At 57.8% G+C, this 14,939-nt stretch carries 18 protein-coding genes; 11 read left to right on the top strand and 7 right to left on the bottom strand.

All coding sequences use genetic code 11. From position 1 onward, the window contains the following. Positions 1-8 precede the first annotated feature (8 nt). Both paaZ and Z948_RS0101195 read left to right on the top strand, forming a co-directional pair. Complete coding sequence (gene paaZ / locus Z948_RS0101190; RefSeq protein ID WP_025057749.1) at positions 9-2,036, top strand: phenylacetic acid degradation bifunctional protein PaaZ; 2,028 nt, start codon at positions 9-11, stop codon at positions 2,034-2,036. Positions 2,037-2,087: 51 nt separating this feature from the next. After that, positions 2,088-2,957 (top strand): aldose 1-epimerase family protein, encoded by an 870-nt coding sequence (locus Z948_RS0101195; RefSeq protein ID WP_025057750.1) that lies wholly within the window; start codon positions 2,088-2,090, stop codon positions 2,955-2,957. Positions 2,958-2,984: 27 nt separating this feature from the next. Here Z948_RS0101195 and Z948_RS0101200 read toward each other — a convergent pair whose 3' ends face one another. Then, positions 2,985-3,272: a hypothetical protein gene (locus Z948_RS0101200; RefSeq protein WP_025057751.1), complete on the bottom strand. Its 288-nt coding sequence runs from the start codon at positions 3,270-3,272 to the stop codon at positions 2,985-2,987. A gap of 55 nt (positions 3,273-3,327) precedes the next feature. Then, positions 3,328-4,455 (bottom strand): tRNA guanosine(34) transglycosylase Tgt, encoded by a 1,128-nt coding sequence (tgt, locus tag Z948_RS0101205; protein ID WP_025057752.1) that lies wholly within the window; start codon positions 4,453-4,455, stop codon positions 3,328-3,330. 114 nt (positions 4,456-4,569) lie between these two features. Between tgt and Z948_RS0101210 the strand changes: the two genes are divergently transcribed. From Z948_RS0101210 to Z948_RS0101245, 8 genes are all read left to right on the top strand, one after another. Next, positions 4,570-5,463: an SPFH domain-containing protein gene (locus Z948_RS0101210; protein WP_025057753.1), complete on the top strand. Its 894-nt coding sequence runs from the start codon at positions 4,570-4,572 to the stop codon at positions 5,461-5,463. Then, on the top strand, positions 5,463-5,738 hold the full coding sequence (locus Z948_RS0101215) for an NfeD family protein (protein ID WP_025057754.1): 276 nt from the start codon (positions 5,463-5,465) through the stop codon (positions 5,736-5,738). Before Z948_RS0101210 ends, Z948_RS0101215 begins: the two co-directional genes overlap by 1 nt. Positions 5,739-5,887: 149 nt before the next feature. Further along, positions 5,888-6,592 (top strand): aquaporin, encoded by a 705-nt coding sequence (locus Z948_RS0101220; protein WP_025057755.1) that lies wholly within the window; start codon positions 5,888-5,890, stop codon positions 6,590-6,592. A gap of 134 nt (positions 6,593-6,726) precedes the next feature. Then, positions 6,727-7,089, top strand: coding sequence for an SUF system Fe-S cluster assembly protein (locus tag Z948_RS0101225; protein ID WP_025057756.1), 363 nt, complete (start codon positions 6,727-6,729; stop codon positions 7,087-7,089). Positions 7,090-7,212: 123 nt separating this feature from the next. Beyond that, complete coding sequence (locus tag Z948_RS0101230; RefSeq protein WP_156023496.1) at positions 7,213-7,833, top strand: hypothetical protein; 621 nt, start codon at positions 7,213-7,215, stop codon at positions 7,831-7,833. A gap of 45 nt (positions 7,834-7,878) precedes the next feature. Further along, the gene (locus Z948_RS17740) at positions 7,879-8,586 is read left to right on the top strand and encodes a DUF3307 domain-containing protein (protein WP_037951747.1); all 708 of its coding nucleotides are present in this window, start codon (positions 7,879-7,881) and stop codon (positions 8,584-8,586) included. A 53-nt stretch (positions 8,587-8,639) separates the two neighbouring features. Then, positions 8,640-9,002, top strand: a complete 363-nt coding sequence (locus Z948_RS0101240; RefSeq protein ID WP_025057758.1) for a HesB/IscA family protein — start codon at positions 8,640-8,642, stop codon at positions 9,000-9,002. Beyond that, positions 8,999-9,328, top strand: a complete 330-nt coding sequence (locus Z948_RS0101245; RefSeq protein WP_025057759.1) for a TfoX/Sxy family protein — start codon at positions 8,999-9,001, stop codon at positions 9,326-9,328. The genes Z948_RS0101240 and Z948_RS0101245 overlap by 4 nt, the downstream gene beginning before the upstream one ends. On the opposite strand, the gene Z948_RS0101250 is transcribed toward Z948_RS0101245, so the two are convergent. Beyond that, positions 9,325-9,951: an HD domain-containing protein gene (locus Z948_RS0101250; protein WP_025057760.1), complete on the bottom strand. Its 627-nt coding sequence runs from the start codon at positions 9,949-9,951 to the stop codon at positions 9,325-9,327. The genes Z948_RS0101245 and Z948_RS0101250 overlap by 4 nt on opposite strands. Next, positions 9,948-10,853 (bottom strand): isopenicillin N synthase family dioxygenase, encoded by a 906-nt coding sequence (locus Z948_RS0101255; protein WP_025057761.1) that lies wholly within the window; start codon positions 10,851-10,853, stop codon positions 9,948-9,950. The genes Z948_RS0101250 and Z948_RS0101255 overlap by 4 nt, the downstream gene beginning before the upstream one ends. 116 nt (positions 10,854-10,969) lie before the next feature. Here Z948_RS0101255 and tpiA point away from each other — a divergent pair, with 116 nt between their 5' ends. Beyond that, positions 10,970-11,719, top strand: a complete 750-nt coding sequence (tpiA, locus tag Z948_RS0101260; protein ID WP_025057762.1) for a triose-phosphate isomerase — start codon at positions 10,970-10,972, stop codon at positions 11,717-11,719. Between the two features lie 79 nt (positions 11,720-11,798). Here the strand turns inward: tpiA and Z948_RS0101265 are convergent, their stop codons facing one another. The 3 genes from Z948_RS0101265 to Z948_RS0101275 form a co-directional block, all read right to left on the bottom strand. Beyond that, a complete protein-coding gene (locus tag Z948_RS0101265; RefSeq protein ID WP_025057763.1) occupies positions 11,799-13,175 on the bottom strand; it encodes a TRAP transporter large permease in 1,377 nt (458 codons plus the stop codon). A 4-nt stretch (positions 13,176-13,179) separates the two neighbouring features. After that, a complete protein-coding gene (locus tag Z948_RS0101270; RefSeq protein WP_025057764.1) occupies positions 13,180-13,860 on the bottom strand; it encodes a TRAP transporter small permease in 681 nt (226 codons plus the stop codon). Between the two features lie 79 nt (positions 13,861-13,939). Continuing rightward, the gene (locus Z948_RS0101275) at positions 13,940-14,935 is read right to left on the bottom strand and encodes a DctP family TRAP transporter solute-binding subunit (RefSeq protein WP_025057765.1); all 996 of its coding nucleotides are present in this window, start codon (positions 14,933-14,935) and stop codon (positions 13,940-13,942) included. Positions 14,936-14,939: the final 4 nt, after the last annotated feature.

A 14,939-nucleotide genomic window follows, 5' to 3' on the forward strand; every position in this document is an offset into this window, starting at 1 on the left:
GCCAGCCCATGATGATGATCCCTTCTTTTGCCGCAGGCCAATGGGTTGCCCCCGACAGCGGCGCGCGCCCGATCGCCTCAGCCGTTACGGGCGAAGTGATCGCCCAAGCGGGCAATAACGCTCTCGATGTGGCTGGCATGCATGCCTATGCGCGCGATGTCGGTGGCCCTGCCCTGCGCGCGCTGACGTTTCATGATCGCGCAAGGATGCTCAAGGCGCTGGCGCTGCATCTGACTGAGCACAAACAAAAGCTATATGACCTGTCGTTTGAAACAGGCGCCACCCAAGCTGACCACGCCTTTGATATCGACGGCGGCATCGGCACGATGTTTGTCTTTGCCTCCAAAGGGCGGCGCGAAATGCCTGATGCGCAGATATATCTGGACGGCGAGCTAGAGCAGCTGGGCCGCACTGGCACCTTCCAAGGGCAGCATGTTTGTGTTCCTTTGCAAGGGGTTGGCATCCATATCAACGCCTATAACTTCCCCGTTTGGGGCATGTTAGAGAAATTCGCGCCGACTTTCCTTGCTGGGGTGCCCAGCATTGTGAAACCCGCCACCTCGACCTGCTATGTGACGCATCTATGTGTGCAGCTGATGCTGGACAGTGGCATCCTGCCCGAAGGGTCATTGCAGCTGATTTCAGGCGGTGTTGGTGATCTGTTGCTGCACACAGACGCGCAAGACGTGGTGAGCTTTACCGGCTCGGCCCAAACCGCGCTGAGCCTGCGCTCCACCCCGCATCTGCTGGAAAACTCGGTTCGGTTTGTCGCTGAGCAGGATAGTTTGAACGCTTCCGTTCTGGGGCGCGATGCCGCCCCTGGCACGCCCGAATTTGATCTGTTCGTAAAAGAAGTCCACCGCGAGATGACGACAAAAGCGGGCCAGAAATGTACCGCCATTCGCCGCATTATGGCCCCAGCCGCCCATGTGGAAGCGGTGATCGAGGCGCTGAGCGCCCGTTTGGGTAAAACCGTCATCGGCGATCCGCGTGACCCCGCCACGCGCATGGGCGCTTTGGTCAGCCGCAGCCAACGCGCGGATGTGTTGGAAAAGGTGGCCCTGCTGGGCACACAATCCGAGCGGGTGTTTGGCGATCCCGAAGGGTTCACTGTCAACGGTGCGGACAAAGAAAAAGGCGCCTTCCTGCCGCCCATGTTGTTCCACTGTGCCGATCCAGATCGCGCCACGCACCTGCATGACACCGAAGCCTTTGGCCCTGTGAGCACCATCATGCCCTACCGCGATGCGGATCACGCTGTTCAGTTGCTGAATCGCGGGATGGGATCGCTGGTGGCCTCGGTCATCACGCGCGACGGGGATTTTGCCCGCCAGATGGTGATGGGCTCTGCTGCGTGGCATGGGCGTCTTTATTTCAACAATGCGGATTCCATGGCCGAAGCCACAGGCCACGGCGCGCCGATGCCCCATATGGTTCACGGCGGTCCGGGCCGTGCGGGCGGCGGCGAAGAGCTGGGCGGTGTGCGCGGTGTGATGCATTATATGCAACGCACAGCCGTGCAAGGCAGCCCTGATATCCTCACCGCGATTGGTCGGCAATGGGTTCCTGGTGCCAGCGAAAACACAGGCGGCGCGCATCCATTCACCAAGACATTCCACGAGGTCCAACTGGGCGATACGCTTTATACGCCTTCGCGCAAGGTGACGCTACAAGACATTGAAACCTTTGCGCATTTCACAGGCGATACCTTCTATGGCCACATGGACGAAGACGCAGCTGCGGCCAACCCGTTCTTCCCGGGTCGTGTGGCACACGGCTACCTTCTGCTTAGCTTTGCGGCGGGTCTGTTTGTGCAGCCCGATCCTGGCCCTGTGCTGGCAAACACGGGCCTTGCGAACCTGAACTTCATGAAACCTGTCTCGCCCGATGACGAGATCAAGGTCCGCCTGACGGTCAAGAAAAAGACCCCCCGCACCGAGGAATACGGGCAGGTGCGTTGGCATGTAACCGTGACCAATCAGGATGACGAGATCGTCGCGGAATACGAATTGTTGACGATGAACGCATACGCGTAGACATAGATAGGGCCGCCCCCGTTTGGCGGCCCTAACCATTTGGGGAAACCTATGTCATCCGACCTGACCACGCTACAAAACGATCATCTAATCCTTGCCGTCGCCTCGATGGGGGCCGAGATGCAATATCTGCGCACTGCCGCGGGGGATGAACTGCTGTGGCACGGGGATGGAGCATTTTGGACAGGCCGTGCGCCTGTTTTATTCCCGATTGTTGGCCGCGCGGTGGATGACCAAATTGCCGTGGGTGATCATAGCAGCGCCCTGCCCCAGCACGGGTTTGCGCGGCGTAATCTGTTTGAGCTGGTCGAGCAGTCTGACACGATGTGCCACCATGTCCTAACCGATACGCCCGAAACCCACGCCGCCTATCCCTTTGCCTTTTCCCTCAGCCTGACCCATAGGATCGAGGGCGCAACCCTGCATGTCGAGGCCCGTGTTACCAATAATGACGCCCAGCCAATGCCCTTTGGGTTCGGCTTTCACCCCGCGTTTTGCTGGCCCCTGCCGAATGCCGATGGGCACCCCCACCACGTGACCCTTGCTTCAGGGGGCGCGCCTGATCTGCGCGCTATTGATGAGGGGCTGCTGCGGCCAGAGCCCCTTGCCGGTCCGTTTGTCGACGGTGACCTCGAAATCGCTGAACATCTTTTTGACGATGGCGCGTTGGTCTTTCCCAATGGCACCGATAGCCTGCGCTATGGCCCAAAATCGGGCACCGCGCTGGCGTTTACGTTTCATAACCTGCCCGATCTGGCCCTCTGGCGCCCCACAGGCGCGCCCTTTTTGTGTATCGAGCCATGGCACGGCACGGCGTCTTATGTGGGGGATGGGCCGCAGATTGGCGCGCGCCCCAACAGCATCACCTTGCCATCACATCAGAGCGTGGCATTTGGCTATTCGGTCACGGTTGAGGGTTAGGGTATTTCACGCCGCAAATGCGCGCAGCTATTGCGGGATGAAGGCGAGCCAGCCAGCCGCCCCCGCGATCCCCAAAAACCCCACGAATGCGCCCAAGGCGATCACCCAATGCAGGGCCGTCTTGGCCCGCTTTCCTTCTTTTGGAAACCAGCTGAATTTACGCAACCAGCCAAGGACGATGTCCATAACCATAAAAACAAAAAGGACATGGCGGAAGAACAGGTAGAAAAACAGGATCGCTAGAACAATACTTACAGCGGGGTTCGTGGGGACAATCTCCCAGCTGTTGCCATTAGCTGTTATGTTGCTTTCCATTTGCTCTGGTTCCCTTGCCTAGGGTTTATCTTTCGTAAAATTTGATCAACCGCCGCTACAGCGGATCAATATCACCCTGCGCACGGTTGGCGTGGAAATCGCGTTGCCATGCCTCGAACGTGCCCGCTGTGATCGCGTCGCGCATGCCCGCCATCAGGTCCTGATAGTAATGCAGGTTATGCCACGTCAGCAACATCGACGAAATCATCTCTTGGCTGCGGAAAACATGGTGCAGATAGGCGCGGGAATAGTTTTGGCAGGCGGGACAGCCGCAATCTTCGTCCAGCGGGCGCGGATCATCCATGTGACGTGCGTTTTTGATGTTCAGCACGCCTTTGCGGGTGAATACCTGCCCTGTGCGGCCTGAACGCGACGGCAAAACGCAGTCCATCATATCAATGCCGCGCGCTACGGCGCCAACGATGTCATCGGGCTTGCCCACGCCCATCAGATAGCGCGGTTTATCTTGCGGCAGTTGTTCAGGTGCGTAATCAAGGCAGCCAAACATCGCCTCTTGCCCCTCACCCACGGCCAGACCGCCAATGGCATAGCCGCCAAATCCGATATCGCGCAGCGCATCTGCCGATTGCTGGCGCAGGTCTTCCTCTAGGCCACCTTGCTGAATCCCAAACAGCGCATGGCCTGGCCGATCACCAAAGGCATCTTTCGAGCGTTTCGCCCACCGCATGGACAGCTCCATACTGCTGGCGATGCGATCGCGATCCGCGGGCAATGCGGGGCATTCGTCAAAACACATGACAATGTCACTGCCGAGCAGCTTTTGGATCTCCATCGAGCGTTCTGGCGTGATTTCGTGTTTGGAGCCGTCGATATGGCTTTTGAAGGTCACGCCGCGTTCGGTCAGCTTGCGCAAAGATGCCAGCGACATCACCTGAAACCCACCCGAATCCGTCAGGATCGGGCGATCCCAATTCATGAACTTGTGCAGCCCCCCCAGACGGTCGACGCGTTCAGCTGTGGGGCGCAGCATCAAATGATAGGTATTGCCCAGCAGGATATCGGCACCCGTCTGGCGCACGCTTTCGGGCATCATCGCCTTTACTGTCGCCGCTGTGCCCACGGGCATAAAGGCGGGTGTGCGGATTTCGCCGCGCGGCGTGTTGATCACGCCTGTGCGCGCGCGCCCGTCTGTTGCGTTGATCTGATAGGAAATCTCGGTCATTTCGGGCTCCTTACACGGCTGTTGGGCGTGGCCTAACGCAGGTTGGCCCATCTTGCAATCGGGCGCTCTAATCCCCACATATAAAGGAGTTATTTTTATCGGAGGAATAGAACATTGGACATTGAAGAGCTTTTGACAGGATTACTACAACAGAATTTGGGCTGGGTGTTACTGGCCGTATTATTGGTTGTTGTGGTGCTAAAGGCGGTCAAGATCGTCCCCCAGTCAGAGCAACATGTGGTTGAGCGGTTTGGCCGCCTGCGCTCGGTCCTTGGGCCTGGCATCAACTTGATCGTTCCCTTTTTTGACAAGGTCGCGCATCAAATCTCGATCCTAGAGCGTCAATTGCCCATCGCCTCCCAAGACGCGATTACCCGTGACAACGTGTTGGTGCAGGTGGATACATCCGTATTCTACCGCATCATCGAACCGGAAAAGACGGTTTATCGTATCCGCAATGTAGATAGCGCCATTGCAACAACTGTTGCAGGGATTGTGCGTGCTGAAATCGGTAAAATGGACTTGGACGAAGTGCAGGCCAACCGTGCGGCCCTGATCACCACCATCAAAGCCTTTGTCGAGGATGCTGTTGATAACTGGGGGATCGAGGTCACCCGTGCTGAAATTCTGGATGTGAACCTAGATGCAGCCACCCGCGCTGCGATGATGCAGCAGCTCAACGCCGAGCGCGCGCGCCGCGCCCAAGTGACCGAGGCCGAAGGCTCGAAACGGGCGGTTGAGCTGGCCGCTGATGCCGAGCTTTACGCCTCGGAGCAGACCGCAAAAGCGCGCCGTGTGTTGGCCGATGCCGAAGCCTACGCCACCCAGATTGTCGCGGTTGCGATCAATGAAAACGGCCTAGAGGCCGCGCAATACCAGATCGCGCTGAAACAGGTCGAAGCCTTGGGCACGATGAGCAGCGGCTCTGGCAGCCAAACCATCGTTGTTCCCTCAGAGGCGCTGGCGGCCTTTGGCGATGCGTTTAAACTGCTTAAGGGGCGCGGCTAATGGGTAGTCTGCTAACCGTCTGGTGGGTCTGGCTTTGTGCTGCTTTGGCATTGGCTGTGGTTGAGGTCATCGCCCCTGCGTCGATCTTTTTGGGGTTTGCTTTGGGCGCCTTGGGCATGGTTGTGGTGGTCGCCGTCAGTGGCATCACGAACACTTCGGCGCTATTGGCCCTCTTTGCTGGTCTGTCTTTGGCGGCGTGGATCGCGCTGAAAATCGCGTTCAAAAACCAGTCCAGCGGCGCCCGTGTGGTGACCAAAGACATTAACGAAAACTAAGCCTTTGGTGCCTTTGCCCTTCCCCTCCCTTTTAGGTTGAGGGGGAGGTTCCCTTCTTTTCCCCCTTAACAGCTGCGCGCCCGCTGCGTCAGAATGTAGCAGCGGAGATTGTTCCGCCGTAAATTGTGAACATTTCAGGGAGAAAATTCATGCGTAAATATATTGCGGAAGCCATCGGGACATTCGTGCTCGTCTTTTTTGGTGTCGGTTCTGCCGTGCTGGCAGGCGGCGGTATGGGGCTGGAAAGCCCGATCAACATTACAGGCATTTCGCTGGCCTTTGGTATTTCGGTTGTGGCGATGGCCTATTCCATCGGTCAGATTTCTGGTGCCCATCTAAACCCTGCGGTGTCCATGGGCGCATTGGTGGCGGGCCGCATCAACATGGCTGATTTCATCGGCTATGCGCTGTTCCAAACACTTGGCGCGATTATTGCGGCTGGCGTGATCTATACGCTCGCGACAAACTCGGCGGGGGGCTATGATGTAGCTGCCAACGGCATGGGCCAGAACGGTTGGGGCGCTGGCTATGGTGGTGAATTCTTTATGATTTCTGCCTTCCTCTTTGAGGTCATCGCAACAGCGGTCTTTCTGGTTGTGATCCTTGGTGTGACATCAGGCAACGGCAGCCCGATGATGGCTGGTTTGGTGATCGGCCTGACGCTGACCATGATCCACCTTGTGGGCATCACCATCACGGGGACTTCCGTGAACCCTGCGCGCTCTGTTGGTCCTGCCCTGTTTGTGGGCGGTACGGCACTGGCGCAGCTTTGGGTATTCATCGTTGCACCGCTGATTGGTGGCGCGATTGGTGGCTTGCTGCACCGCGCCCGCATCACCGGCTCTGACGACTAACACACGAACCGCTCTTTCGCGCGTTACCGTGCGAGAGAGCTTTTTGCAGCGACAGGCGTTTGTTTGTGCTGCCCCTATGGACCTTGCCCCACCCAATCCATATATAATTGGTCAAGATTATGGACGAGGCCCAGATGACAGATTCCACTCCCCCTCTCGAAGGTACACCGCTGATTGCGCCGTCCAGCACGGACCACCCGCTGTTCGATCAGGTGGTTGAAGCCTGCCGTTCGGTCTATGACCCCGAGATCCCCGTGAATATTTACGAGCTGGGCCTGATCTATACCATTGACATAAATGCCGAAAACGAAGTGGCGATCAAAATGTCCCTCACCGCGCCGGGGTGCCCTGTTGCGGGTGAAATGCCGGGGTGGATTGCTGATGCGATTGAACCACTGCCTGGTGTCAAGCAAGTCGATGTTGAGCTGGTTTGGGAGCCGCCTTGGGGTATGGAGATGATGTCGGACGAGGCGCGCCTCGAACTGGGCTTTATGTAGCTTCCTACATTTTTTGTGTTATGCGGGCCGCTCTGGAAACAGGGCGGCCCGTTTGCATTGTTGCTCTGGCGGGGTTGGCCTGTCAGACTGTTAATCAAGAACAAGATGCAGCAAGAGGCGATCATGCAGAATTCCGCGGTTTTCACCGGAGACATCGTGCGCTCGACCCAGATGGGTCGTGAGGCGTTGCAAGACGTGTTCGCGGCGTTAGAGGGCGCGGCCAAGGCGATTGCGCAATGGTCGGGCAGTGAAACCGCCTTTGAACGCTTTCGCGGGGATGGCTGGCAGATGGCCCTGCCCGAAACCTATGCGCTGCGCGGCGCGCTGGTTGTCCGTGCTGCCGTGCGCAGCACGGGCAAAGGCCATGACACCCGCATCGGGATCGGATTGGGCGCGGCGGATTTCTCAAATGGCAATCTGGCCAGCGGCGAAGGCGATGCCTTTCTAAGCTCAGGTCGCGCGCTGGACGGGATCGGACGTGGGCCACGCATGGCCGCGCCCGATGCGCCTGCGCTGTTGCAGATCGCCCTGCCCCTTGCGGATCGCATCGCCCAAGGTTGGACCCCGAAACAAGCGCAAGTCGCCTTTGCGCTGCTGGCACCAGATGCCCCAACCCAAGAGGCGCTGGCCCTTACGTTAGAGCGCAGCCGCCAGATGACCCAAAAGCAGGCCGATGCCGCAGGCGTTTCTGCGCTGCTGGACAGTTGCACCCTGTATGAAACGCCCCAAAAGCAACCAAATTAAGTTGCAATCAATGAAAGCAACCCTTTTCATATGACTCTACCCATCATGCCCCTTCTCACCATCGAGCTGCTGATCGCGCTGGTCTGTGCGCATCTGCTGGCCGATTTTGTGTTTCAAACGACAAATATGGTGATCAACAAACACCGCCCCGTGTTTATGCTGATGCATGGAATACATGTGTTTGCCCTGACGGCGCTGCTGTCGGGTGGTGCGATGGTGCTAAGCCTTGGCATTGCGCTGACACATGTTGCCATCGACACGGTCAAGGTGCGCTTTGCCCCTGATGACCTGCGCAGCTATCTGGTGGATCAGGCCGCGCATCTGGTTGTGCTGCTGCTTGCCGTGATGTGGCTGCCCGACGCGCTGTTAGAGCCTTGGTGGCCGCCCCTTAGCACCGATATGATACAGGTCGCGCTGGTCACCAGCGGGCTGATTACAGCGACCATGGCGGGGGGCCCTGCGGTTGGGCACCTGATGGCGCGCTACAAATTTGCCGCCCAGCCTGACGGGTTGGAATATGCGGGCCGCATCATCGGGTTGATGGAACGGGGGCTTATCTTTTTGATGGTGATGATCGGCGAGCCCTCTGGCATCGGCTTCCTGATCGCCGCAAAATCCATTTTGCGTTTTGACACCGTTTCACGCGACCAAAAGATGAGCGAATATGTCATCATCGGCACGCTTGCCTCATTCGGTTGGGCGCTGGCGGCCAGCTTTGCCACCATGGCCACACTGGCTGCGCTGGGCTACTAACCTCTTGAGATCATCCCCCCCTCGCCCTATCTAGGGGTAAAGGAGCACAAAACATGTTCGGTATTCCAGGCAAACAAGCGGTCAGTATGACCGATAAAGCAGCAGCGCAAATCATCAAACTGATGACCGCCAAAGGCCATGCAGGCCTGCGTATTGGCGTGAAAAAAGGCGGCTGCGCGGGTATGGAATATACCATGGAATATGTGGACGAGGCCGATCCCAATGACGAAGTCGTCACACAAGACGGCGCCTGCGTGATGATCGCGCCCATGGCGCAGATGTTTTTGTTTGGCACTGAAATCGACTATGAAACCTCGCTGCTGGAAAGCGGGTTCAAGTTTAACAACCCTAATGTCTCCGAGGCATGCGGGTGCGGTGAATCCATCAAATTTGACGACTCTCTCTTTGCAAAATGAGCCTTGGCGAAGCGGATATGTCCTTCGCCCGCGAGCTGCTCTCTGACATCCCCGATCTAACCACCCGCCGCATGTTCGGCGGCATGGGGCTCTATTCCGAAGGGGTGATATTTGCCCTAATGATGTCGGATGGGCGGCTGATGCTCAAAGCGGCCAAAGGCCCGTTTGCCGATCGTATGGCCGCGCTTGGCGGTGAGGAATGGACCTATACCCGCAAAAGCGGCACGCAATCTGCCATGCCCTATTGGACCCTGCCAGACGCCTATCTGGATGACCCAGAAGAGGCCTGCGCCCTTGCGCGCGAAGCCTTGGACGCGCTGCGCTAGACCAGCACCTCGGCCAGCAACTGATCGCGGAAGGTTTTCATAAAGGCCACCCGCTGCGCCGCCATGTCGCGGGCTGTGGCGGTGTTGAGAGTCTCGGCCACGCGCAGCAGCTTGACCTCGAAATGATCCAGCGCATAGGCGCGGTCATCTAGGGCGCGGCTGTCACCCATGGGATCGCCACCATGAAACAGCGCGCCGCCCATCTGGCCAGACACATTGAAACAGCGCGCAATGCCCAAGGCGCCCAAAGCCTCTAGGCGATCCGCGTCTTGCACCACCTGCGCCTCGATTGTGCGCGGGGTGACACCTGCGGAAAAGCTATGGGCCTCAATGGCATGGGCGGCCATGCTCACGCGGTTTGGCGTCATGCCTTGGGCGTTTAGAAACTGCGTTGCATGGGCGGCAGACAGGGCTGCGGCCTGCGCACGCTGGGGGCTGTCTTTGGGGGGATTGATGATGTCGTGCAGGAAACAGGCCGCCTCGATCACCTCCAGATCGCCGCCCTCAGCTGCTGCGATCTTTTGCGCCAAGGCCCAGACGCGGCGCAAATGCCAGACATCATGCGCCCCATCTGTCTGCGTGCCCCATACGCGCAGCACTTCGGCCTCGTAATGCGCGCTCATTTCTTGTTCAGGTGCACATAGGTTTCCTCATACCGCGCCGCGAGGTGCTCCCCCGCCAGCACAACCTGATCCGTGCCCATGGGGCCAACGTTTGTATCATGTGAGGGGTTAAAGAACAGCGGCACTGAGATGCGTTCATTCAGCCCGCCAACAACGCGGTGGGGCGTTGCGCGCACACGGCCATCGGTCCAGACCTCCATCATCTCGCCAAAGTTGATCACAAAGGTTCCCGGCTCGGCGCTGATCGGGATCCAGCCGCCCCCACGTTTGCGCACCTCTAACCCCGGAGAGCCATCGGTGGCCAGCAAGGTCAGGCAACCATAGTCGGTGTGGGTTGCGATGCCGAAATCCTTTGCCCCTGCCCAATCAGGGCGTGAGGGGTAATAGTTGCCACGCAGCAAAGCCATCGGGGTCTCGAACCCTTCATCAAACGCATCACGGGGCGCACCGATAGATTGCGCCACGCCGCGCAGCACCGACATGGCAACGCCGCGTGCCTCGTTGTAATAGCTGCTGATGATAGATTTGAACGCGGGTGGGTTTTGCGGCCAGACGTTGGGCGCATAAACCGACATCTCGCGCAGCGGATTATCCGCAGGCAGGCTCACCCCGCTGTCAAAATATTGTTTGTAATCGGGATTTGCATCCGGATCGACCTGTTCAGACCCCGCAGCGCCCCAGCCACGGTTCGACCCCGTGTTGGCCATGTTATAGGCTTGCTTTTCCGCCTCAGGGAGTTTGAAAAAGCTGCGATAGCATTCGATCACCTCTTTTACACGCGCGCCGCTAAGGGCTGTGTTGTGAACCGTGGCAAAGCCAACACCGGTTGCAGCATCGTGCATCGCCTCAACCGCAGCGGGGTCACTTGCGCGAAGCGCTTGCAAATCAATAGACGGGATCATCGCCTTCTCCTTACTTATTTGCGCTCTCCTACCCTTTGCAGCCTCCCGCGCCAACCCAATCGTTGAAAACCCCTGTGTTGCAGTGGTAGAGACAGGAAACAAACAAGGGGCGATAGATGCGACGCAAACTGGCAGCAGGCAATTGGAAGATGAACGGAACCGCAGCAAGCCTTGCGGAACTGGAGGCGCTAAAGGCTCTGATGCCCGAGAATGCACCGGATGTGTTGATCTGCCCGCCTGCCCCTTTGCTGTTTCGTGCAAATGAGGCCGCGCGCGCAACCGGCATCCAGATCGGCGCCCAAGATTGCCATGCACAAAACAGCGGTGCGTTTACGGGCGATATCTCGGCCGCGATGATTGCCGACACGGGGGCCTCGCACGTGATTGTCGGCCACTCGGAACGGCGCGAAGCCTATGAAGAGCATGACAGCGATGTGCGCAAGAAAGCCAAAGCCGCATGGGCGGCGGGCCTCACGGCGGTGATTTGCATCGGCGAAAGCGCGGATAACCACAGTGCGAACAACACGCTGGATATTATTGCGGGGCAGCTGGCGGGCTCTCTTCCTGATGGGATGACGGCCACCAACACGGTGATCGCCTATGAACCGATCTGGGCCATTGGTACGGGCAAAGTGCCCACGCTGGAGCAGATTGTGGAGGTGCATGATTTCATCCGCGGCAAGATCATCAGCCGCTTTGGTGCTGAAATCGGCGATATGATCCCGCTGCTTTATGGCGGCTCGGTCAAACCCGACAATGCGGCTATGATTTTCAAAGCGGAAAATGTGGATGGTGCATTGGTTGGTGGCGCGTCTTTGAAGGCTGCGGATTTTGCGCCGATCATTTCGGCCTTGGCTGACAGCTAACACCGCGATCCAAACGTTTAGGCACAAAAAAGGGGCGCCAGCGATAATCGCGGGCGCCCCTTTTGTCATTTCAGTCACCCTATTTGGTGATGATCTCAGGCCCCATCATCATCGTGGGTAGCCACGTTGATAGGAATGGGATGTAGGTCACCATAATCAGGAAGACAAAGAGGACCGCAAGGAATGGCAGCGCTGCGCGCACAACATTCATCATTGGCATATTCGCCACGCCCGAGGTCACAAACAGGTTGAGCCCAACTGGCGGCGTGATCATCCCGATCTCCATGTTCACCACCATGATGATACCAAGGTGGATCGGATCAATCCCCAGCTCGATTGCGATGGGGAACACCAGTGGTGCCACGATCACCAACAGGCCTGAGGGCTCCATAAACTGGCCACCGATCAGCAGGATCACGTTAACGATGACCAAGAACATCACAGGGCCAAAGCCCGCGTTCAGCATCGCCGCCGAAATCTGCTGTGGGATTTGCTCATCCGTTAGAACGTGCTTGAGGATCAGCGCGTTGGCGATGATGAACATCAAGGTCACCGTCAGCTTGCCCGCTTCAAACAGCGTGTCGCGTGTATCGCGGTGGAAAAACACCGTCAGCAACGCCTTTGGCTTTTCCCATAGCGCAAGGTTACGCCCTTCGCCCTTTACATGCAGCGGCCCCATATCGCGGTAAACGAAAGAGGAGATCAGGAAGGCATAGACCGCCGCCACCGCCGCCGCTTCTGTCGGGGTAAAGATACCGCCATAGATGCCGCCCAAGATGATCACGATCAAGAACAGGCCCCAGCCCGCCTCAAAACCAGCTGAGCGCACTTCGCCCCAGCCGCGCCATTCGCCCTTGGGCAGGTTACGCACGCGGGCGATGATGTAGATCGTCAGCATCAACATAAAGCCAGCCAGCAAACCCGGAATAACACCCGCAAGGAACATCCGCCCCACCGATACATCCGTAGCAGAGGCGTAAACCACCATCACGATGCTGGGCGGGATCAAGATGCCCAACGTACCAGCCACGGCGATCACACCTGCGGCGAAGTCCTTGGTATAGCCGACTTCGCGCATGCCCACGATCACGATGGAACCAATGGCCACCACCGTTGCAGGGGAAGACCCTGAAAGGGCTGCGAACAACATGCAGGCAAACACGCCCGCAATCGCCAGACCACCGGGCAAATGCCCCACCAGCGCGATGGAAAAGCGGATGATCCGCCGCGCCACGCCGCCCGTAGACATAAAGCTGGAAGCAAGGATGAAGAACGGGATCGCCAGCAGCGTATAGTGCCCCGCCATCGCCTGAAAGAAGGTCTGAGCAATCGACGCCATAGACGTATCTGACAGCGCCAGCAGGAACAAAATGGAGGATAGGCCCAAAGAGATGGCGATCGGCACACCGATCAACATCAGGCCTACGACCATGGCAAAAAGAATAATGACTTCCATGGGATCAGCTCTCCGCGTTCATATGTTTGACTTCATCGACCATGTCTTCGACTTCATGGCTCACGATCAGCGCGTGTTGACGCCCTTGGGCAACTTTAATCACCGCCTGAACAAACCGCAGCAGCAACAGCGCCGCCCCAAAGGGTAGCATCGCATAGGGGATGAAGCGGGGCAGTTTTTCGTATTCCTCACCCTCATTCATGATCGGCTCGATAAAGCGCAGCCATTCTGGGATCGGGATGTCGATGACTTCGTACCACGCCTGATCGCGGCTGTTTTCAAACCCCGTCGGGAACCAACGCCCGCTGGTGGCATCAAGCCCTGCAAAAGGCGCCCAGTAATCCCACGCGCCCTTTAGCAACAGGCCCGCATAGGCGACACAAATCAGACCAACGACAAAGGCCAAAACCTTGCGCGGCCCTTCGCCAAACAGGTTTACAACGGCATCCACCCCAAGGTGGGCGGTCACTTTGACGGCGTAGGACATGCCAAACAGCACCAACCACGCAAACAGAAAGGTGACCATCTCAAGGCCCCAAATCAGGCCCGTGTTGAACCCATAGCGTAACACCACGTTGATAAAGGTGATGAGTGTCATCAACCCGAGGATCAGCGCAATCGCCGTCTCCTCAATTTCGCTTACGATGCGCGCAAGCCCGCTTTGATCAGACGAATGGCCCGACATAGCAAGCACCCCCTGCCTCATTGAATTTCAGAAAATAGGAAAGCGGCCAGCCCGTGTTCAGGCTGGCCGCAAATGACGCTTAGTGCTTGGCGTTGATCGCCTGCGCTGCGTCTACGTTTTCTTGGCCAACGTCGCCGATGAACTGTTCCCAAACGGGTTTCATCGTCGCAACCCATGCCTCGCGCTGTGCTGCGTCCAGTTCACGAACAACACCGCCAGCATCCAGAATGGCTTGCTTGGCGTCTGCGTTCACTTGTGTGGACTCAGAGTTGCGCGCGGCAGTTACTTCGCCAACGATTGTCATCAGCTGCTCACGCACGTCCGCTGGCAGGGAGTCGACCCAATCGGTGGAGGTCACCAGAAGATAGTCGATGATGCCGTGGTTGGTTTCGGTCACACCGTCCTGAACTTCGAAGAACTTTTTGCCATAGATGTTGGACCATGTGTTCTCTTGGCCATCAACAACGCCAGTCTGCAACGCGCCGTATACTTCAGAAAATGCCATTGGCTGGGGTGAGCCACCCATCGCCGCCATCTGTGCCTTCAGAACGTCCGAGTTCTGCACGCGGAACTTGAGGCCAGCTGCGTCTGTTGGCAGGTTCAAAGGCTTGTTTGCAGACATCTGCTTCATGCCGTTGTGCCAGAAGGCAAGGCCCAGCAGGCCGCGGCGTGTCATGGATTCTTTCATCGCCTGACCTGTTTCAGAGTTCTGGAACTCGTCTACTGCGTCGATGTTTTTGAACATGAACGGCAAGTCAAAGATGCGGAACTGCTTGGTGAACTGTTCGAATTTGGACAGCGAAGGGGCCGCCATTTGAACATCGCCCTGCAGCAAAGCTTCGAGAACCTGATCATCGTTGTACAGCGTGGAGTTCGGGAAAACTTCCATGCAGGCTTTGCCGTTCATCTCGTCGTTGACGCGCTGTTCCAGCAAAGAGGCCGCGATGCCTTTTGGGTGCTTGTCAGTGTTGGTGACGTGGCTCAGCTTGATAACGATTTCACCATCGTCACAGGCCGCAGAAACGGCGCCAGCAGAAACGGACAGGGCCAGAACGGCCGCAGTGATAAATTTCATGGTA

This window comes from Sulfitobacter donghicola DSW-25 = KCTC 12864 = JCM 14565 (genome assembly GCF_000622405.1).
GTDB classification, from domain to species: domain Bacteria; phylum Pseudomonadota; class Alphaproteobacteria; order Rhodobacterales; family Rhodobacteraceae; genus Sulfitobacter; species Sulfitobacter donghicola.